The 19538-nt window shown below is 43.0% G+C and carries 19 protein-coding genes; 1 reads left to right on the top strand and 18 read right to left on the bottom strand.

Going from position 1 to position 19538, the window contains the following annotated elements; translation table 11 throughout:
- Window positions 1-351: 351 nt before the first annotated feature.
- The 5 genes from ABZA00_RS02840 to ABZA00_RS02820 form a co-directional block, all read right to left on the bottom strand.
- A complete protein-coding gene (locus ABZA00_RS02840) occupies window positions 352-1518 on the bottom strand; it encodes a phosphoglycerate dehydrogenase (protein ID WP_372880634.1) in 1167 nt (388 codons plus the stop codon).
- 238 nt (window positions 1519-1756) lie between these two features.
- Window positions 1757-2848, bottom strand: coding sequence for an ABC transporter ATP-binding protein (locus tag ABZA00_RS02835; protein WP_372880633.1), 1092 nt, complete (start codon window positions 2846-2848; stop codon window positions 1757-1759).
- Between the two features lie 19 nt (window positions 2849-2867).
- Entirely contained in the window at window positions 2868-4064 is a 1197-nt protein-coding gene (locus ABZA00_RS02830) for a carbohydrate ABC transporter permease (RefSeq protein ID WP_372880632.1), read from the bottom strand.
- A 2-nt stretch (window positions 4065-4066) separates the two neighbouring features.
- Window positions 4067-5077, bottom strand: coding sequence for a carbohydrate ABC transporter permease (locus ABZA00_RS02825; protein ID WP_372880631.1), 1011 nt, complete (start codon window positions 5075-5077; stop codon window positions 4067-4069).
- Window positions 5078-5137: 60 nt separating this feature from the next.
- Entirely contained in the window at window positions 5138-6490 is a 1353-nt protein-coding gene (locus tag ABZA00_RS02820; protein ID WP_372880630.1) for an ABC transporter substrate-binding protein, read from the bottom strand.
- Window positions 6491-6804: 314 nt separating this feature from the next.
- On the opposite strand from ABZA00_RS02820, the gene ABZA00_RS02815 reads away from it, so the two are divergent.
- Complete coding sequence (locus tag ABZA00_RS02815) at window positions 6805-8487, top strand: alpha-glucosidase (RefSeq protein WP_372880629.1); 1683 nt, start codon at window positions 6805-6807, stop codon at window positions 8485-8487.
- A gap of 12 nt (window positions 8488-8499) precedes the next feature.
- On the opposite strand, the gene ABZA00_RS02810 is transcribed toward ABZA00_RS02815, so the two are convergent.
- From ABZA00_RS02810 to yceD, 13 genes are all read right to left on the bottom strand, one after another.
- Window positions 8500-9276, bottom strand: a complete 777-nt coding sequence (locus ABZA00_RS02810) for a TatD family hydrolase (RefSeq protein WP_372880628.1) — start codon at window positions 9274-9276, stop codon at window positions 8500-8502.
- A 93-nt stretch (window positions 9277-9369) separates the two neighbouring features.
- The gene (gene holB / locus ABZA00_RS02805; protein WP_372880627.1) at window positions 9370-10398 is read right to left on the bottom strand and encodes a DNA polymerase III subunit delta'; all 1029 of its coding nucleotides are present in this window, start codon (window positions 10396-10398) and stop codon (window positions 9370-9372) included.
- Between the two features lies 1 nt (window position 10399).
- A complete protein-coding gene (tmk, locus tag ABZA00_RS02800) occupies window positions 10400-11071 on the bottom strand; it encodes a dTMP kinase (RefSeq protein WP_372880626.1) in 672 nt (223 codons plus the stop codon).
- A 4-nt stretch (window positions 11072-11075) separates the two neighbouring features.
- Entirely contained in the window at window positions 11076-12074 is a 999-nt protein-coding gene (mltG, locus tag ABZA00_RS02795; RefSeq protein ID WP_372880625.1) for an endolytic transglycosylase MltG, read from the bottom strand.
- The gene (gene pabC / locus ABZA00_RS02790) at window positions 12064-12900 is read right to left on the bottom strand and encodes an aminodeoxychorismate lyase (protein WP_372880624.1); all 837 of its coding nucleotides are present in this window, start codon (window positions 12898-12900) and stop codon (window positions 12064-12066) included. The genes mltG and pabC overlap by 11 nt, the downstream gene beginning before the upstream one ends.
- Window positions 12901-13051: 151 nt before the next feature.
- Window positions 13052-14293 carry a beta-ketoacyl-ACP synthase II gene (gene fabF, locus ABZA00_RS02785; RefSeq protein WP_372880623.1) on the bottom strand — a complete coding sequence of 414 codons (1242 nt, stop codon included), beginning with the start codon at window positions 14291-14293 and terminating at the stop codon, window positions 13052-13054.
- A gap of 167 nt (window positions 14294-14460) precedes the next feature.
- Window positions 14461-14694: an acyl carrier protein gene (gene acpP / locus ABZA00_RS02780; protein ID WP_372880622.1), complete on the bottom strand. Its 234-nt coding sequence runs from the start codon at window positions 14692-14694 to the stop codon at window positions 14461-14463.
- Window positions 14695-14868: 174 nt separating this feature from the next.
- Complete coding sequence (fabG, locus tag ABZA00_RS02775) at window positions 14869-15603, bottom strand: 3-oxoacyl-ACP reductase FabG (protein ID WP_372880621.1); 735 nt, start codon at window positions 15601-15603, stop codon at window positions 14869-14871.
- 2 nt (window positions 15604-15605) lie between these two features.
- A complete protein-coding gene (gene fabD / locus ABZA00_RS02770) occupies window positions 15606-16547 on the bottom strand; it encodes an ACP S-malonyltransferase (RefSeq protein ID WP_372880620.1) in 942 nt (313 codons plus the stop codon).
- Between the two features lie 222 nt (window positions 16548-16769).
- Window positions 16770-17729: a beta-ketoacyl-ACP synthase III gene (locus ABZA00_RS02765; RefSeq protein WP_372880619.1), complete on the bottom strand. Its 960-nt coding sequence runs from the start codon at window positions 17727-17729 to the stop codon at window positions 16770-16772.
- Window positions 17722-18762, bottom strand: coding sequence for a phosphate acyltransferase PlsX (plsX, locus tag ABZA00_RS02760; protein ID WP_372880618.1), 1041 nt, complete (start codon window positions 18760-18762; stop codon window positions 17722-17724). The genes ABZA00_RS02765 and plsX overlap by 8 nt, the downstream gene beginning before the upstream one ends.
- Window positions 18763-18771: 9 nt before the next feature.
- A complete protein-coding gene (rpmF, locus tag ABZA00_RS02755) occupies window positions 18772-18945 on the bottom strand; it encodes a 50S ribosomal protein L32 (RefSeq protein WP_372880617.1) in 174 nt (57 codons plus the stop codon).
- An 18-nt stretch (window positions 18946-18963) separates the two neighbouring features.
- A complete protein-coding gene (gene yceD, locus ABZA00_RS02750) occupies window positions 18964-19488 on the bottom strand; it encodes a 23S rRNA accumulation protein YceD (protein WP_372880616.1) in 525 nt (174 codons plus the stop codon).
- Window positions 19489-19538: the final 50 nt, after the last annotated feature.

Genomic DNA, 19538 nt, shown 5'->3' with positions numbered 1-19538 from the left:
CCTGTTTTTTTATATATTTCAGTATGTTAACGTTTCTGGATGAGAACTAGCTAGACATAAAACTACGTTTTAGTCTTTGTTATTGATTTTGTAATTAGAACAACTAGTTACTGCAATCAATGCCTTGCTTTCATCCATTTTTCCTACGCCTAAATAGATCATCTAATTAACGGAATTGGTATAAACAAATATTCAAGCAATAAAATCTGCAATCGCTTCATATACTTTATGGTTTAAATTTTAAGGAAAAGGCGAGCATTGGGGCAAGCTGCGAATAGCGCATAATTCTTGCAGGTAAATTATAACAACCGCCAGTCTTGAGCGGGTTGGCAACAAAAAAGGTAATTGTTTTTACAATGCGCGCACAGTGATAACATGTTCAACCTCGCCTATCGCTTTTATCAACTCTGCGCTGGCTGGACTTTCCAGATCAATAATGTTGTAGGCGAGATTATCACGGCTTTTATTCATCATATCGGTCACATTGACATTCAAATCGGCCAGAATAGAAAGAACATGCCCTAATACCCCGGCAACATTATTATTCACAAAAGTAATGCGGTATGGTGTGCTTCTTTCCAGGTTGATGCCAGGAAAATTGACCGAATTTTTGATGTTGCCGTTTTCCAGAAATTCGATCACCTGCTGACAGGCCATAATAGCGCAGTTATCTTCCGCTTCATCTGTACTCGCACCAAGATGAGGCATCGGCAGAACATCTTCCCGGGCAAGCATAGCATTAGTCGGGAAATCGGTGGCATAACGGCGCAAACAGCCATTATCAAGCGCTTCGATAAGAGCTTGTGAATCACAGATTTCAGCGCGGGCAAAATTAAGTAAACAGGCCCCTTTTTTCACATGCGCCAGGGCATCATGATTGATCATGTTTCTGGTTGCAGCGATTGCCGGAACATGTAGGGTGATATAATCACATCTTGCCATCAGCGATTGCAGATTTTCCATTTTTTCTATTTTGCTGGACAGCCGCCAAGCTGCCTCAACCGAGATTGCGGGGTCAAAACCGACCACTTTCATCCCCAAATCAATACCCATATTGGCAACATTAGCACCAATCGCGCCCAAACCGATAACTCCTAAGGTTTTACCTGCTATTTCACTGCCTTTAAATTGCTTTTTAATCTGCTCTAATGTCTGCCCCATTGACTCGTCTTTCACATCCGTTAAAGCACGGCAGTGAATAATCGCCTCAACGACGGTTCGGGAGCATAACAACATCGCGGACAATACCAGCTCTTTGACTGCATTCGCGTTTGCACCGGGGGTATTAAAGACCACAATCCCTTTCTCCGCGCATTTTTCCAGCGGTATATTATTAACCCCGGCACCGGCCCGGGCAATTGCTTTTAGCGAATCAGCAAGTGGTTCATGGTGCAGTTTAAAACTGCGTAGAATAAGCGCATCAGGTTCGCTAAGGCTGCTTGCCACCTCATACTTATCATGTTTAAAATTATCTAAACCAATACTGGCTATCTGATCGTAGGTCCTGATTTGAAACATATAAATTCCATCTTATATTGAAAAAGTAATAATCACCCGTTATAGGCAAAGAGTGGATCAGTTGGTCATTGAAATCCAGCGATTGATTGTAAATGAGTTGCCTGCTGCTTTTTGCGGCTTGATGGGATTTTTGAGAAGTTTATTTGTACAGGTATGATTTATGCCGCCTTAATCACGTTTATTAAGAATAATAAGACGGCAAATATCAGGTGTTTAATACCATTAGGCTTTTACTTTTTTATAGATAAAGTAAAGAGATACCTTGCGGATCAAAGAGGTGTACCTTATCTTGTTCTGCCTGAAGATAAACAATATCGCCTTTATGTTTATTAACAATACCGGGAATTTTGACCACTACCGGGTTTTCTTTTTCATGGTAAGCAAGGTGTAGCAGCGTCACTTCACCCAATGACTCTACAAAGGCAACTTCGCCGGATAATAGGCAACTTTCCTGATCAGACAAATAAAAATCTTCAGGCCGTACACCGACTGAAATCTCCTGATTATTTAGACCAGCTAAACTTTTTACCGGAATGTCAAATTGATGACCGTTTTTTGTCTTAATGCAGGTATTTCCTCCGGTTTTTACAACATCAGCTTTAAATATATTCATTGCCGGAGAGCCAATAAACTTTGCAACAAATAAATTGGCAGGTTTCGTATATAACTCTAATGGTGTACCGACCTGCTCAATTTTACCCGCTGCTAACACCACGATTCTATCCGCAAGTGTCATAGCCTCGACCTGATCATGGGTAACATAAATCATGGTCGTGTCTTTTAAGGTTTCTTTTAAATTGGCAATTTCGATACGCGTCTGTACCCTAAGCGCCGCATCAAGATTGGATAAGGGTTCATCAAAAAGGAAAACTTTAGGGTTACGCACTATCGCGCGACCGATTGCAACACGCTGCCGCTGCCCACCGGAAAGCGCTTTTGGCAGGCGATCTAAATAGGGTTTTAACTGCAGCATATCTGCAGCGGCATTGACTCTTTCATCAATTTTCGCCTTATTTTCTTTGGCGATACGCATAGCAAAAGCCATATTGTCATAAACAGTCATATGCGGGTATAGCGCATAGGTCTGAAAGACCATTGCTATACCGCGCATTGCCGAGGGGATATCGTTTACCAGCACGTCTTCGATATATAACTCCCCATCGGTAATATCTTCAAGGCCGGCAATCATACGTAACAGTGTTGATTTACCGCAGCCTGATGGGCCGACAAAAACAACAAATTCGCCAAGTTCAATTTGTAAATCTATACCGAATAAAACATCTGTTTTACCGTATGATTTTTTTATGTTTTTTAACGTTACACCTGTCATTCCATGTCCTTAGATCTTTTTATTTAACCGATCCGGTAAGTAAGCCGCGTACCAGATAGCGTTGCAGTGTAAAAAACACCGTTAAAGGAACAGCAATAGAGATAAATGCAGAGGCGGTTAATATTTCCCAATTGCCTCCACGAGAGCCAAGCAACTCTCTTAACCGTCCGGTTAATACCAGCTCGCTTTCACCATTACCTAAAAAGACGGTTGCGACCAACAAATCATTCCATACCCAGAGAAACTGGAAGATGGCAAAAGAGGCTAAAGCGGGAAATGACAACGGCAGAATAATTTTCATAAAAATATCAAAGTCAGTAGCCCCGTCAACGCGTGCTGATTCGATAATCTCTTTCGGTAAACCGGATATGTAGTTTCTTAATAAATAGATAGCCAGAGGCAGTCCGAAACCGGTATGCGCCAACCAGATCCCCAGATAAGTTTTAGCACTCACCCCAAAAAAGTTACCAATCACGTTATACAGCTGTAATAACGGTATTAAAGACATTTGTAGTGGTACAACCAGCAGCCCCACCACCATCGCAATCAACAGCGAGCGTCCGGGAAGTTTCATCCAGGATAATGCGTAGGCGGCATAAGCAGCGATTAAAATAGGAATAATAGTCGCGGGTATGGTAACGGTCAGAGAGTTAAGAAATGACTGACCGATGCCCTCCGAACCGAGCACTTCAATATAATTGTCCAAAGAAAATGCCGGCGGTGTTAATGCGGTATAAAATATGCGCTTGCCCCTGCTTCCCGTAAAGGGGTCAACAGAGGTCATCTGATAGTTACCGCTGCTGTCAACCATCAGGGTACCGTCATTACCCATTTCAGCAGTTGTGCCGGCCTGATATGCTTCAGGCTCTCTGGATGTCCAGCCAAACCTTAAAATACCATCGGTTTTTTCAATATCCTCAATGGTCCCCTCGAGCAGATAAACACCGTCAATTAATTGTTGCTGGTTCGGCGGCGCAGTGCGGGTGATCAGGTTCTGCTCAGAAGACGCCAGCGCTGTCCACCAACCGCTGATAGCAAGCTGCTCTTTATCACGGAAAGAAGAGATTAATAATCCAGCCGTCGGAAAAGTCCATAAAATAACTAACAATAAAACGCTAAGATGAACAAGTATGATTAACGGGGAACGTCGTAATTTATTCAGGCCTGAGATAACCTTCCCGGACTGCTTCCCAGGCATTGCTGTTTTGTTCGCCATTGTTAACGGCCCTCCATTTGGGTATTCGCCTGTTTAATATTCCAAACCATTACGGGTAAAACAGCAAACATAATAATCACTGCGATCGCAGCCCCGCGGCCAAAATCACCGCCTCCTCTGAACATCCAGTCAAACATCATATTCGCAAGCACCTGAGTGCTCCACTGACCATTGGTCATGGCCAGCACGATGTCAAAGACTTTTAACACCAAAATGGTGATAGTGGTCCAGACAACGGCGATGGTCCCCCATATTTGCGGAATAAGAATTTTAAAGAAAATCTGTAAACCATTTGCACCATCTAAAACGGCGGCTTCCACCGTTTCTTCCGAGATTCCGCGCAGTGCTGCAGACAAAATAACCATGGCAAATCCGGTTTGAATCCAGATCAGAATAACCATCAAAAAGATATTATTCCAAAAGGGAACAGTTACCCAAGCTTGTGGACTGCCGCCAAAATATTCGACAACGGCATTTAATACACCAATTTGATCGGACCCTTCGGCGCGATAGTCATAGACAAATTTCCAAATAATTGACGCGCCGATAAATGAGATAGCCATCGGCATAAAAATTAAACTTTTGGCAATATTTCCCCAACCGATACGATCCGTTAGCGCAGCAATAATCAAACCAAAAAAGGTCGACATGGCCGGCACAATTAATAACCACAACAGATTGTTTAACAACGACTGACGGAATTCATTATCCTGAAATAACCATTGGTAATTTGCCAAGCCGACAAAGGTCTCCCCATTACGGTCATACAAGGAGAGTGCGATAGAATCAAAGACCGGGTAAACAAGGTATAAGCCTAAAAAAAACAGTGCGGGTCCTAAAAAAATCCAGGGTCGAATAGCCGCTGCAGTGCGGATGTTTTTGGCGACTTGCTCATTGCTTCCTCTGCCCACTGGAAAAATCATAACCAGCAACCAGTTACTCGCGATAAAATAGAAGATGCAAGCAGATACACCAAGTACCACCACCAGTAAGGAATAATATAATTGTTCCATTACATCAACCTCGTTTATAGAAAAGATAAGCCGGCAAAATACCGGCTTTATAACGGAGCATTACTTCAACGCATCCCAGGTTGCCTGAATATCGTCAGCAACCTGCTTAGCCGGCTTACCACCGGTATAATCAACCATACCGGTCCAGAATGCGCCGGCCCCTATTTTCCCCGGCATTAAATCAGATCCGTCAAAGCGGAAAGTCGTTGCATCCAATAGGATCTGCCCCTGTTTTTTTAATGTTTCATTGGCATAAGCATCGCTATTAACGCCTTTAAAAGGTGTTAAGAATCCGGATTGCGCCATCCATATTTCATGAGCGATTGGCGTTTGTAAATAATGAATGAAAGCACGTGCGGCTTTTGAATCCGAGGTGATTCCCCATACCGTACCCGCCCCCAAAACAGGTTTGCCTAAATCTTCTGATAGGTATGCAGGGAAATAGAAAAAGTCTACATCGACGCCCAATTTAGTCCCTTCCGGGAAGAAACTTGAGACAAATGAAGCTTGTCGATGCATATAACATTTAGCGGGGGAGGTAAATAATCCTCTCGGGCTTTCACGAAAATCAGAAGTGGCAACAGCACGAGCCCCCCCATCAACGTATTTATCATTTTTTGCGAACCAGCCAAATTCATCAATCGCCTTGACTACTTTTGGATCGTTAAACTTAAGCTCATTGCTTACCCAACGATCATAATCTTCAGGTGACTGAGTTCTTAACATCATATCTTCAACCCAGTCTGTCGCAGGCCAACCCGTTGCCCCACCACTTCCCAGGCCAATACACCAGGGGGTAACACCATCAGCAGCCATTTTTTCAGTTAGAGCTTTCAACTCTTCCATGGAGTTCGGAACTTCATACTCTGAGTCTTCAAAGTTTTCCGGGACATACCAAACCAAAGATTTCAAATCAACTTTATAAAAGAAACCAAATAGTTGCTTTTTACCTGCTTTATCTGCATATGTACCGAGATCCACCCAGGAAGCACCGGCTGCATAATTTGTTTCTACCCAATTTTTAATGTCGTCCCCGAGTGGTGTTAAAAACCCTTTGGAAGCAAGATCAGCTGCAAGTCCGGGTTGCGGAAAAACGGCAATATTAGGCGCACTGCCCGCCTGTACATCAATCACAATCTGCTGTTCAAACGAATCTGAACCCGCGTAATCGACTTTAGCACCAGTTGCCTCTTCAAAATAAGCAATCACACTCTCAATAAGCGGTTTATCGGATCCCAGCCACGGACCTTTAATAGTAAGCACTTCACCTTTCAAATTGATCTTTTTTAATTGTTCATAGCTCGACCAGTTAAAGGTGCTGTCTTTGCCGGGTTCAAATTTCAAATTAGCGGAAAGGGCTTGCGGGGCCGCGACAGCAAGGGCAATCGCACTGCTCAGGATAATATTTTTCATCTTCGTTTAACTCCGTTTTATTAAAACTAAAAAAAGAAATTAACTCAATTTTTAAACGTTCAGGTAGCAACAGCCCAGGATATTTTTCAAAAATAAATTGTATGATAAATACTCTATAGCGCCTGTTTCTATACAAAGAATGTAGTTGAGATCCCAATTAGTGACAACTTTCGGAGTTTTTATCCTGCGCTCATTTGTTTTTCTCACTGAGCACACAAGTAACTTATTAATGTATGGACTATGGATGATAGTGTGATCGTTTTGACCTATGATTATTTAACCCCAGATGAGTTAAAGAAACAGGACACAGGAAAATGGAAAAATTAAAAAAAAAGTGGTGGCATAATGCGGTGGTATACCAAATTTATCCGCGCAGTTTTAATGACAGCACGGGAGATGGTATAGGAGATATCAACGGGATCATCGCAAAACTGGATCATATTAAGCAGTTGGGGGCCAATATTATCTGGCTAAGCCCGGTTAACCAGTCTCCTATGGATGATAACGGTTATGATATTTCCGATTATTACGACATTGCGCCGGAATACGGCACACTGGCCGACATGGAGTCATTAATCGCTGAGGCGAAAAAACGCGATATTAAAATTCTTATGGACCTGGTGGTCAATCACACCTCCGATGAACACCCCTGGTTTATTGAGTCGAAAAGCAGCGTAGACAACCCCAAGCGGGACTGGTACATCTGGAAAGATCCCAAAGCCGACGGCAGTGAACCTAATAACTGGGAATCCTTCTTTACGCCGAAGGCCTGGGAGCTGGATAAAAACAGCAACCAATATTACCTGCACCTTTTCAGTAAAAAACAACCCGATTTAAACTGGGCAAACCCTGAGGTACGTGCAGCCATTCATGATGTTTTACACTTCTGGCTGAAAAAAGGTATCGGCGGCTTCCGCATGGATGTTATCAATATGATTGGTAAACCTTCAGATTTTCCCGATGCGACTATTTTTGACGAAGGGGTTGCCGGTTGGGAGCACTGGGCGAACAACATGTTATGCCATCAATATCTCCGTGAGATTTATAAAAAAGTACTGTCTCATTATGATGTTATGACAGTCGGAGAGACCCCCTTTACCACCACCCTGGATGGCCGTTTTTACTCTCATCCGGATCGCCACGAAATAAGCATGATTTTCCAATTTGAACACGTGAGTATCGATCGCGAAGAGCACAATGCCGTTAGAAAACCTTTTGATTTGATCCAATATAAAGAGATCATGTCACGCTGGCAAATAGATCTCTATCAAAAAGGCTGGAACAGCTTGTACTGGAGTAACCACGATCAGCCGCGCACGGTTTCCCGCTATGGTTGTGATAGTGACGAATACCGCACTATCAGCGCCAAGATGCTTGGCACCGTAACCCACCTGATGAGCGGTACCCCCTATGTCTATCAGGGTGAAGAGATTGGCATGACCAATAAAACTTTCACTGATATTGCTGAGTTTAATGATTTAATGGCTAAGTTTCATTATCAGAAAATATTAGCCAGCGGCCGCAGCGCTGAGCAGGCACTGGATTTTCTTAACTACTTTTCAAGGGATCATGCCCGTCTGCCGATGCAGTGGGATAATAGTGTCAATGCCGGGTTTAGCACGGGTACCCCCTGGCTGGCGCTTAACGATAATCAGGCACAAGTGAATGCTCAGGCCGAAAGGGAAAATGAACATTCCATCTTCCATTATTATCGGCAGCTGATTGCACTGCGAAAATCAGCTGCCTATGGCGATCTTATCACTTATGGACAATATCAGCTGCTCGATAAAGATGATCCTGATGTATACGCTTATTTACGTTTGTATGAGGGTAAAATATTATTGGTGATCGCTAATTTCAGCAAACAAACATTAACCCGAAGCTACACAGGTGAAATTAATAAGATTATCTTAAATAATTATGCGCGGCAGCCAGTGTCGCTTGATAAAGTTGAACTTGCCCCTTATCAAGCGCTTGTTATCGATATTTCGCAATAACAAAGTGTCTGTTTATTTATTCGCATGTGCAAATAATCTGAAAAAGTTAGCTGTTGTCACCGCGGCTAACTCTTCCAGACTGACGCCTTTTAACTTTGCCACAAAGTTAGCGACATCACGGGTGTAAGCCGGCTCGTTTTCCTGTCCCCGATGCGGCACGGGCGCTAAATAAGGGGCATCAGTTTCCACTAGTAATCTGTCTAACGGAATTTCTTTGATGACCGCCTGTAACTCTTTGGCACTTTTGAAGGTAACTATCCCTGATACCGAAATATAAAAGCCCATCTCCATCGCTGCCTGAGCCATTTCTAAAGATTCAGTAAAACAATGCAGCACACCACCGACCTGTTCAGCACCTTCACTGCGTAAAATCTCCAGAGTCGCTTCGCGGGCATCGCGGGTATGTACAATCAGGGGCTTGTTAACCTTTTTTGCGACTCTAATCTGGCTTCTAAAAGAGGCTTCCTGCGCCGCTTTATTTTCCGGTGAGTAGAAAAAATCCAAGCCCATCTCACCGATCGCCACGACCTGTTCCTGCTGCGCATATTCGAGCAGCAGGGCTTCATCAACAACCTCATCCTGATACAGAGGGTGAACACCACAAGAGCTGAATATCTCTTTGAAAGGCGCGATCAGTTCAGCCATTGCAGGGTAGTCTTTTAAGGTCACACAGACACTCAGCAGGTGATCTATACCCTGCGCCTTGGCCTTATTAACAACCTCAGCTAAATTTTTATGTTTATTTTTATAATCTAAGCGATCCAGATGACAATGTGAATCTACTAACATGTTTATATCCTTAATCCAGGGTCTGTTGACCTTAGCTACTTGGTAAAATAGTTGACTGCGCCATCGGCAGTTCAGCGATGCTGCGGGCAACCATCACTGAAATTGGTTTTTGATTTTGATTAACAGGGCATTAATCAAAAGTTCTTTTTTTAATGCACTGTGTTCAATTAACAATTGCCTGGTTTGTAATAATTCAGCAGATAAATAACGCAGCCCTTTCAGGCTTACCTGATTTTTCCAAATCTGCAGTTGCGGATAAGCAAAAGCATACACAGCATCACTTGCTAACTGATCTGCATTGCCGGTCAGGCAATCCGCTAACTTTAATTTATGTAAATCATGCACAAGATGAAAAAGTAATAACAAGCGCGGCGCTGTCTGCTCCGCGAGAAACTGACTAAAGGTGAATAGGGTTTCAGGGTTATTAAGCAGATAAAATAAACCTTCTACACAGTTTCGCCGTTCGTCCTGCCCGTTGCTATCCTGCACACTTTGCAGGTGAGTTAATAAAGCAAAGGGACTGTTTTGAAACAGACGTAATAAGCCTTTATCCTGCACCTCAAATCCCTGTAAAGCTAGCCAGGGCAATAAGTCGCTATCTGCCGGGGTATGTAAGTGCGTATGCTGAATGCGGCTTAACAGGGTCGGCATAAGTTGATGGTGAGTGCGCGAAAGCAAAATTAAATAACTGTTACCCTGCGGCTCTTCGAGGGTTTTAAGCAAAGCATTGGCTGCAGGTACAGTCAATAAATTGGCGTTTTTAATAATAACTACTTTATTCGCCCCCAAATGAGGACGCTCATTCAGCGTGGCGATTAAGTTTCTTACATGTTCAATGCCGATCGCTTTATTCTCTTCATTTTGTAAAAGATGAAAATCGAGATGATTTTGCGCCGCAAAAAGTGAACAGGAATGGCACTGATTGCAGGCTTCTGACTGCTTATTAGTGCACAAAAGATATTTAGCAAGGTGCCTGGCAAGCGTAAATTTACCGACACCGGCGCAACCGGTAAATAATAACCCATGAGCAAAACGCCCTCTCTGGTAAGTTGCTGTTAACTGTTTTAATAGCGGGGCTAACCAGGGGGTAGTAAGCGCTACTTTATTCTCGCCTGAGGTCATATCAGGCGAGACCCGCAAGCCATTTATTCAGAGCAGCAAAAATAGCCTGCTCAACTAACTCAGGTGATTCGCTGCCATCAATCGAAACGGCATGGTCATCCTGCGCCACTAATGAATGAAAAACATCCCGGGTGCGGTGGAAAAAATCGATCGCCTGACGCTCAATACGATCCAGCTCACCACGTCCTCTGGCACGGCTTAAACCCAGTTCAGGTTCTATATCCAGATACAGTGTCAGGTCAGCTTTAAAGTCGCCCAACGCAACCTGTTTAATCGCTTCAATTAACTGTAAATCGATTCCACGGCCACCGCCTTGATAAGCTAATGAGGAGTAATTATGGCGATCCCCAACCACGATTTTACCCGCAGCTAAAGCCGGTTTAATAATATGCTCAACTAACTGCACACGCGCCGCATACATCAGCAACAATTCCGATTTGTCCTGCAGTGTTTCGCCGCAAACCTCCATTTTGACTATATCACGCATTTTTTCGGCCAGCACTGTCCCGCCGGGTTCACGTGTATAGACAACGTTTTCAGCAGGCATATTCTGTAAAAGCAGCCACTTTTTGATATAACTGATAGCGGTACTTTTTCCGGCCCCTTCAAGGCCCTCTATAACAATAAATTTACCTGCTAATTTTTCTGCAGCTGACGTTGCTAATAAAGACATGTCGTTACTTTCCTAAAATATATTTTCGCACAGCTTGATTGTGCTCTTTAAGACTCTTGGAGAAATAAGAGGTGCCGTCTCCTTTACTCACGAAGTACAAATACTTTGTTGTTGCCGGGTGCAGCGTTGCGTATAACGCCGCTTCACTTGGCATGGCAATCGGTGTCGGCGGCAGGCCGTCAATACGGTAGGTATTATAAGCGGTGTCCTCACGCAGATCTTTACTGCGAATGCGCCCGTCATAACGCTCTCCCATACCATAGATAACAGTCGGATCGGTTTGCAGGCGCATACCAATCCGCATACGGTTAACAAACACCGATGCTATTTTGTCACGATCTGCTGATAAGCCACTCTCTTTCTCAACGATAGAAGCCAGAATAAGCGCCTCATAGGGGGTTTTAAAAGGCAGATCTTTGTCCCTCTCTGCCCATAATTTCTCCACCACCTGCTGCTGGTGCAGATAAGATTTTTCAATCAACTGATAAGCGCTCATACCGGCAGTGTAATGATAGGTTTCAGGAAATAATAAACCTTCCAATTTTTGATGGGGGCTACCAAGACGCTCAGCTATTTGCTGTTCGTTTTCCTGCAGTGGTTTAATCAATGGGGCGTTATTTAAGATCTGCAGCCACTCGTTAAAAGTACTGCCTTCCACAAAGGTAATACTGAATTGATATTCATCACCTTTATTAATAGTTATTAGAATATCGTTTAAGCTAAAACCCTGTTGCAACTGGTAGGTACCTGATTTGATATGGGTTAACTCAGGATGTAGTTTCCCCAGGGCTTTCCACCAGGTAAGATCAGTCACAATTTCGGCCGTTAACAGGGTATGACCTAAACGGGAAAAATGACTGCCGCTATCAACCGTGAATAACATTGCCTGCTCAACACGTGGTGTGTTGAGATAACGGTTTAATTTGTGCTGTACCCAAAAAATGCTGCCTATCATCAGGATAATTAAAAAAAACAGGGCAAAAAGAATTTTTTTAGTCGTCATTCTGCACACCTCCTTTATCTACCAGAGTCTGTAACTTTTTTACATGTGCAAAAGCGGATTCTGGATAATAGTGCGACTGGTATGCAATGACCGGCACAATCCCCATCAGGGCATTGCTCAGACAAACGGCCTCAGCGTTTAACAGATCATTGGTGGTTATCTGCATTTCTCTAACAGGGTGCCCCGCCAGCGCGGATAGCTCCATAATCTGCCGGCGTTTAACCCCCTGCACACCACAGCCATCAAGTTTTGGTGTTACCCAGTGATTATTCATATAGATAAAAATATTTGCGCCGCAGGCTTCAATCACATAACCGTTATTATCGCAAACCACCCCTTCCAGCGCCTGCTGTGATTCCAATTCATGTTTGATTAACACCTGCTCTAAACGATTTAAGGTTTTTAAACCGGCCAATTGCCTGTTAATCGCTAACTGCTGCTGACATTGAATCACTTTCAGCCCCTGGGTTTGCCATTGTTGATAAAAATCAGGGTAGGGATGGACTGATAAAATACGCTGCGGTGCATGGCAACCCTGGATACTATACCCCCGGCCACCTGAGCCGCGGGTCAAAATAACTTTAATAACGGCATAGCGCTGTCCGGAAAGACTCTTTGCCAGACAATGCAGCTCATCAGAAAGGGTTGACCAGTCAACCTCAGGAAAAAAAAGCTTCTGTGCACCTGATTGCAGTCTCTGCAGGTGATAATCCCACAACTGTGCAACACCATGCTCAACTTTTATGGTCGAAAACAGGCCGTCCCCGTAGGCCAGGCCCCGGTCATCTGCCGCAATGGTTGTCGATTCGATTCCGTTTATTAACATAAATTCAGTTTTGTAATACCAATTCGAGTAAGTAAATGATCCAATATTGTGCCGTAAAAATGAATGAGAACAAGGTTGATTTTAGACAGGTATAAGCTAAAAAAAACCCGATCTTAAAATCGGGTTGTTATTTTAACTTGATTTGAGCAGACTAGATACGTTTAAAGATCAACGAACCATTTGTACCACCGAAACCAAATGAGTTTGACAATACATACTCAAGGTCAGCAGGACGGGCCTGACCATCCGTTACATAATCTAAATCACAGCCTTCACTCGGGTTTTCCAGATTAATGGTTGGCGGAGCAACCTGATCTTTTAATGCCAGGACGCTGAAGATAGCTTCAATCGCGCCCGCAGCCCCTAATAAATGCCCGGTCATCGATTTTGTTGAACTCATCATCACATCTTTAGCTGCATCTCCCCAAATAGTTTTCACCGCCTGAGTTTCAGCTATATCACCGGCTGGTGTAGAGGTGCCGTGCGCATTAATATACTGAATTTCTTTAGCTTCAATTTTTGCATCTTTAATGGCATTTTTCATCGACGCGGCCGCACCGGCACCATCAGCAGGTGGTGACGTCATGTGGTAAGCATCGCCACTCATACCAAAACCAACAAATTCAGCATAAATTTTCGCGCCACGTGCTTTGGCATGTTCATACTCTTCTAAAACCAACACCCCGGCACCATCGCCAAGCACAAAACCATCACGATCTTTATCCCAGGGACGGCTTGCCGTTTGCGGAGAATCATTGCGGGTTGATAAAGCACGTGCTGCACCGAAACCGCCCATACCCAGTTCTGTTGACGCTTTTTCTGCCCCGCCAACCAACATGATATCAGCTTCTCCGTACTGGATCATACGCGCGCCCAGGCCAATACTGTGGGTACCCGTTGTACATGCAGTTGTCACGGCAATATTAGGGCCTTTCAGACCTTTATTAATTGATACATGTCCCGAAATCATATTGATGATAGTTGAAGGTACAAAAAACGGACTTATTTTACGCGGGCCACTTTTAGTAAAACTGTCTTTGTTTTGTTCAATTAAGCCTAAGCCGCCAATACCGGAACCGATAGAAACACCAATGCGCTCTGCATTTTCTTCTGTGACAACAATACCTGAATCCTGAAATGCCTGCTCAGCAGCCGCAACACCATATTGAATAAACAGATCCATTTTACGTGCCTCTTTACGCGGCATGTATTCTTCAACATTAAAATCTTTAATCAAACCTGCAAACTTTGTGGAAAACAGCTCGGTATCAAAATGCTCAATATTTGAAATTCCACTTTGACCTGATTTAACATTTTCCCAAGACTGCTCAACCGTGTTGCCTACCGGGGTGATCATTCCCAAACCGGTAATAACGACTCTTCGCTTTGACATTACAACTTCTCCTAATACCTATAAATTAGACTAAATAAATACTCATCCAAAAATTCGTAAATTCAGGTGCTGATTTAGTTAGTACAATTGTCTTAATAGACTCTAATAAATACAAAAGGCGGTCTTCTGACCGCCTTTTGGAATGTTTTATTATTTAGAAATAATAATTAGCTGTTGTTAACAACGTAATCGATAGCCGATTGAACAGTTGTAATTTTCTCAGCTTCTTCATCAGGGATTTCCGTATCGAACTCTTCTTCAAGAGCCATTACAAGCTCAACGGTATCTAAAGAATCTGCACCTAGATCGTCAACGAAAGAAGCTTCGTTTTTAACTTCGTCTAGTTGAACACCAAGTTGTTCAACGATGATGTTTCTTACGCGTTCTTCGATATTGCTCATATTTTATTTCCTTTGTGTATTACGCAAATGCGTTATTAGTAATAGTTTATGCTATTACGTTTAATTAATTAAAAATAGTGTATCACTAGTTCAAATTTATTTTTTAGGATATTAATCAATATTTAATTAAATTCCCATTGTTTTTTAACTTTATATCTAAATTTATGGTCAAAATCAGACCATATACATGCCGCCATTGACATGAATCGTTTCACCGTTAATATAAGCAGCGCCTTCAGAGGCTAAAAATGCAACAGTTGCAGCAATCTCTTTCGGATCGCCAAGACGACCGGCTGGCACTGCTGACAGGGTCGAAGCACGCTGTTCATCGGTCAGTGCTTTAGTCATATCTGTTTCAATAAAACCAGGTGCAACGGTATTAACAGTAATACCGCGGCTGGCAACCTCACGCGCCAATGATTTAGTAAAACCAATCACGCCCGCTTTAGCAGCAGCATAATTTGCCTGACCCGCGTTACCCATAGTGCCGACAACGGAACCGACATTAATAATACGGCCCTGACGTTTTTTCATCATCGGACGCAATGCGGCTTTACTCATTTTAAAAATCGGCGTCAGGTTGGTTTCGATAATGTCATTCCATTCATCATCTTTCATGCGCATTAATAAATTATCACGGGTAATACCGGCATTATTAACTAAGACGTCCACTGCGCCGTATTGTTTTTTAATGTCATCAAAAAGTGAAGAGATTGAATCGTTATCGGTCACATTCAGTACAAAACCTTTTCCTGCATCACCGAGGTAAGCACTGATCGCATTGGCACCATTTTCACTGGTTGCGGTGCCCAGAACAGTTGCGCCTAATGCAACAAAATGCTCTGCTATTGCACGGCCGATACCACGACTGGCGCCGGTTACTAATACTATTTTATCCTGCATGCTCATTATTATTCTCCTTTAACTGCGCTTAATGCACTTTCCAGTGTCGCGTTATCATTAATTGCCTGTGCCGTGAAAGCTTTATCAATACGACGGACTAAACCGCTTAATACTTTACCGGGACCGGCCTCAACTTGTAATGTGATACCGTCAGCAGCCATTTTTTCCACAATTTCAGTCCAGCGTACCGGGCAGAATAGTTGACGGACAAGGGCATCTTTAATTTTTTCAGCGTCCGTTTCGGCAACCACATCAACGTTATTAATCACCGCAATTTCAGGCGTGTTAAAAGTAATAGATTGTAATGCAACGGCCAGTTTTTCAGCAGCAGGTTTCATCAATGCACAATGTGAAGGTACACTTACCGGTAAAGGCAGAACACGTTTTGCGCCAGCTTCTTTTAATAACAGACCGGCACGCTCAACGGCTTCTTTATTACCGGCAATAACAACCTGTCCCGGAGAGTTAAAGTTAACCGGAGAGACAACTTGTCCCTCTGCGGCCTGTAAGCAGCACTCAGCAATTTTATCGTTGTCCAAACCGATAATGGCAGACATAGCACCGGTGCCTGCAGGAACGGCCTGCTGCATCAGCTGTCCGCGTAACTCTACTAATTTAACCGCATCTTTAAAGGCAATCACGCCAGCGCAGACCAGTGCTGAGTACTCACCCAGACTATGCCCGGCAATAACCGCAGGTTTCGGACCATTGTTTTCGGCCCAGATCCGCCAAAGCGCTACCGAAGCTGTTAATAAAGCAGGTTGCGTTTTATCTGTCTGGTTTAATGTTTCTGCAGGTCCCTGCTGGACAAGCTGCCAAAGATCGTAACCCAGTACGTCACTTGCCTGTTGAAAGGTTTCCAGCACCACCGGATAAGACTGTGCAAGCTCCGCCAGCATGCCGACACTTTGAGAGCCTTGGCCGGGGAAAGCAAATGTAAAGTTTGTCATATTTTATATTTCCTGATAATTATTAATCTTTATTGGTTCGTACCAATTCTATTAATTAGATGACCTATTTAGGCGCAGGAAAAATGGATGAAAGCAAGGCATTGATTGCAGTAACTAGTTTTTCTAATTACAAAATCAATAACAAAGACTAAAACGTAGTTTTAGTCTAGCTAGCATTCATTTAAACCAGCATAAATGAGTAGATAATTAGTAGAATTGGTATTACATACGTACCAGAGCAGAGCCCCAGGTAAATCCACCGCCGAATGCTTCTAGCAAGACCAACTGGCCGGATTTGATTCTTCCGGAGCGTACTCCTTCATCCAGGGCTAGCGGTACAGATGCGGCAGAAGTATTACCATGTTTCTCAAGGGTTAAAATAACCTGATCCAATGACATGCCCAGTTTTTTTGCTGTCGCACTAATAATTCTTTTATTGGCCTGATGAGGTACCAACCAGTCTAATTTGTCTTTTTCAATATTATTAGCATTAAGAGTATCAACAACCAATTGACTCAACTTAGTCACCGCAACCTTAAACACTTCATTACCAGCCATAGACATGTAAGCATCATGAGCTGAAGACTCATTACCGCGGATAGTATTAGGTAATTTTAACAATTCCCCAAAACGGCCATCGGCATTAATGTGGGTTGACAAAATACCTTGATCTTCAGTGGCGCTTAATACTGCAGCTCCGGCACCGTCACCAAATAAAATAATAGTGGAACGATCCGTTGGATCACAAGTGCCGGCCAGGCTATCCGCACCGATCACCAGCACATTTTTTGCACTGCCGGTTTTAATAAAGTTATCGGCAACGCTTAATGCATAGGTAAAACCGGCACAGGCAGCGGAAATATCAAAGGCAGGTATATCATAAATACCTAATAAATTTTGTACTTCACAGGCAGCAGAAGGAAATGCATTATGATTACTGGTTGTAGCAACAATAATAAGATCCAAGTCCTGCGCTGATAAATTTGCGGCCTGCAGCGCTTTCAGCCCCGCTTGAGTGCCCATATGAGCAATTGTGTCTTGTTCGCTGGCAATGCGGCGTTCTTTGATACCTGTACGTGCTGTTATCCACTCATCACTTGTATCGACCATTTTTTCCAAATCATCGTTCGTACGCACTGCGGTTGGTAGATAACTACCAGTACCTATAATTTTGCTATTCATGTAATAAACAATCTCGCTCTGATAATACAGTTTCTAACTTTTTCGAAATACTTGCAGGAATCTGCCATTGAATCTCTTTGATGGCATGCTCGATGGCGTAGGTAAATGCAGTTTCATTTGCACTGCCATGACTTTTTACAACAATACCGCGTAATCCAATTAAACTTGCGCCATTATACATATCCGGATGCAAATGTTTTAATTGCTTTTTTAATACAGGTCTTAATAATTTACCAAGTAATTTGCTGTATAAACTTGAATTGATCGCTTTATCCAACTGTTCACTGAATACACGTCCCATACCTTCACAGCTTTTCAGCGCAATATTACCACTAAAACCATCTGTAACGATAATATTCGACTGACAGGTAAATAACTCATTGGCTTCGGTAAACCCGATATAATTGATATGTTTAGTTTGTTTTAATAATTCAGCTGCACGCTGGATCACGTCATTGCCTTTATTCTCTTCTTTACCGACATTTAATATAGAAACACCGGGTGAATCAATCTGGTCGACCTTTTCACAGAGCACGCTGCCCATAATAGCAAAATTAAATAACGTGTGGCTATCGCATTGTAAATTGGCACCTAAATCAAGCATATAGGTATGCCCTAAGCGCATATTCGGCAATGATGAGATGAGTGCCGGGCGGGAGATGCCGGGCAGTGTTTTTAATGCCTGCTTGGCTAATAACATCAAAGCACCGGTATTACCGGCACTTACGCAGGCGTCTGCCTTCCCCTTTGCGACCAGATTAAGGGCGATATGCATAGATGAATCTGAGGTATGGCGCAGTGCATAAACAGGATTCACGTCCATAGCAATAACATTATCAGCATGAATAAAAGACAAGCGCGGATGATCTAACAAATGGTATTTTTTTAATAAAGGAAGTATCTGACTGCGGTTGCCCACAATGATGATAGTTAAATCAGGGTATGATTGGAGTGATTTTGAAGCGGCTAAAACGGGAATATGGGGGCCGAGATCGCCCCCCATTGCATCAATTGCAATCGTCAGTTTACACAATGTAATTGCTTACAGATCGATTACTTTTTTGCCTTTATAGAATCCATCAGCAGTAACGTGATGACGACGGTGAGTTTCACCAGAAGTTGCATCAACAGAAAGCTGTGCTGGAGCGCTTAGTGCATCATGTGAACGACGCATGCCGCGTTTTGAACGAGTTTTACGACTTTTTTGTACAGCCATGGTAAAAATTCCTGCTAGTTACTTGTGCTTTAAAATTGCTAGAGCATCAAATGGGTTGGGACGCTGTTCTTCTTCATCATCAATCTCACCGAAAGTAAGTTCAAACTCACTTTGCTGGCAATCTTCAATTGCGTGTTTTGCAATTTGCGGAAGCGTCACTATAAGTTCGTCTTCTACAATCTGATGAAGATTCACCTCACCATTTTCATCATAATAAATGGCTTCATAGGCGTCGGGTAAATTATTTTCCTGTTCCTGGTTATGAACAGGACAGTATGTAAATTCAGCTTCGCACTGATAAATCATAGGCTCATTGCACCGTTGACAAATAAGCTCTACTGCAACACTGGCTTTCCCATGAAATATTCTCAGCTTCTGCTTATCAATATCAAACGAGAAAACAGTCTTGATATCAGACTGAACACTGATTGTTGATTCTGCTAATCTGTTCAAAAGCTGTTTTGGAATTATCGCATCTAATTCCAATTGCTTTTGCGCAGCACGAACAGGATCAACGTTAATCGGCAATTTAACGTTTTGCATGGCGGCGAATAATATAGATTGCTATCCGGATAGTCAAAGAAAAAGCGTTT

It is taken from the genome of Psychromonas sp. (assembly GCF_041586535.1).
Lineage (GTDB): Bacteria > Pseudomonadota > Gammaproteobacteria > Enterobacterales > Psychromonadaceae > Psychromonas.
The sequence above is the reverse complement of the archived record's forward strand: the minus strand, read 5'-3'. Positions and strand labels throughout refer to the sequence as shown.

Excerpts from the sequence above, each read along its gene's own strand:
- ABZA00_RS02840 (WP_372880634.1), bottom strand. The coding sequence starts at position 1,518 with ATGTTTCAAATCAGGACCTACGATCAGATAGCCAGTATTGGTTTAGAT.
- ABZA00_RS02835 (WP_372880633.1), bottom strand. The coding sequence starts at position 2,848 with ATGACAGGTGTAACGTTAAAAAACATAAAAAAATCATACGGTAAAACA.
- ABZA00_RS02830 (WP_372880632.1), bottom strand. The coding sequence starts at position 4,064 with ATGGCGAACAAAACAGCAATGCCTGGGAAGCAGTCCGGGAAGGTTATC.
- ABZA00_RS02825 (WP_372880631.1), bottom strand. The coding sequence starts at position 5,077 with ATGGAACAATTATATTATTCCTTACTGGTGGTGGTACTTGGTGTATCT.
- ABZA00_RS02820 (WP_372880630.1), bottom strand. The coding sequence starts at position 6,490 with ATGAAAAATATTATCCTGAGCAGTGCGATTGCCCTTGCTGTCGCGGCC.
- ABZA00_RS02815 (WP_372880629.1), top strand. The coding sequence starts at position 6,805 with ATGGAAAAATTAAAAAAAAAGTGGTGGCATAATGCGGTGGTATACCAA.
- ABZA00_RS02810 (WP_372880628.1), bottom strand. The coding sequence starts at position 9,276 with ATGTTAGTAGATTCACATTGTCATCTGGATCGCTTAGATTATAAAAAT.
- holB (WP_372880627.1), bottom strand. The coding sequence starts at position 10,398 with ATGACCTCAGGCGAGAATAAAGTAGCGCTTACTACCCCCTGGTTAGCC.
- tmk (WP_372880626.1), bottom strand. The coding sequence starts at position 11,071 with ATGTCTTTATTAGCAACGTCAGCTGCAGAAAAATTAGCAGGTAAATTT.
- mltG (WP_372880625.1), bottom strand. The coding sequence starts at position 12,074 with ATGACGACTAAAAAAATTCTTTTTGCCCTGTTTTTTTTAATTATCCTG.
- pabC (WP_372880624.1), bottom strand. The coding sequence starts at position 12,900 with ATGTTAATAAACGGAATCGAATCGACAACCATTGCGGCAGATGACCGG.
- fabF (WP_372880623.1), bottom strand. The coding sequence starts at position 14,293 with ATGTCAAAGCGAAGAGTCGTTATTACCGGTTTGGGAATGATCACCCCG.
- acpP (WP_372880622.1), bottom strand. The coding sequence starts at position 14,694 with ATGAGCAATATCGAAGAACGCGTAAGAAACATCATCGTTGAACAACTT.
- fabG (WP_372880621.1), bottom strand. The coding sequence starts at position 15,603 with ATGAGCATGCAGGATAAAATAGTATTAGTAACCGGCGCCAGTCGTGGT.
- fabD (WP_372880620.1), bottom strand. The coding sequence starts at position 16,547 with ATGACAAACTTTACATTTGCTTTCCCCGGCCAAGGCTCTCAAAGTGTC.
- ABZA00_RS02765 (WP_372880619.1), bottom strand. The coding sequence starts at position 17,729 with ATGAATAGCAAAATTATAGGTACTGGTAGTTATCTACCAACCGCAGTG.
- rpmF (WP_372880617.1), bottom strand. The coding sequence starts at position 18,945 with ATGGCTGTACAAAAAAGTCGTAAAACTCGTTCAAAACGCGGCATGCGT.
- yceD (WP_372880616.1), bottom strand. The coding sequence starts at position 19,488 with ATGCAAAACGTTAAATTGCCGATTAACGTTGATCCTGTTCGTGCTGCG.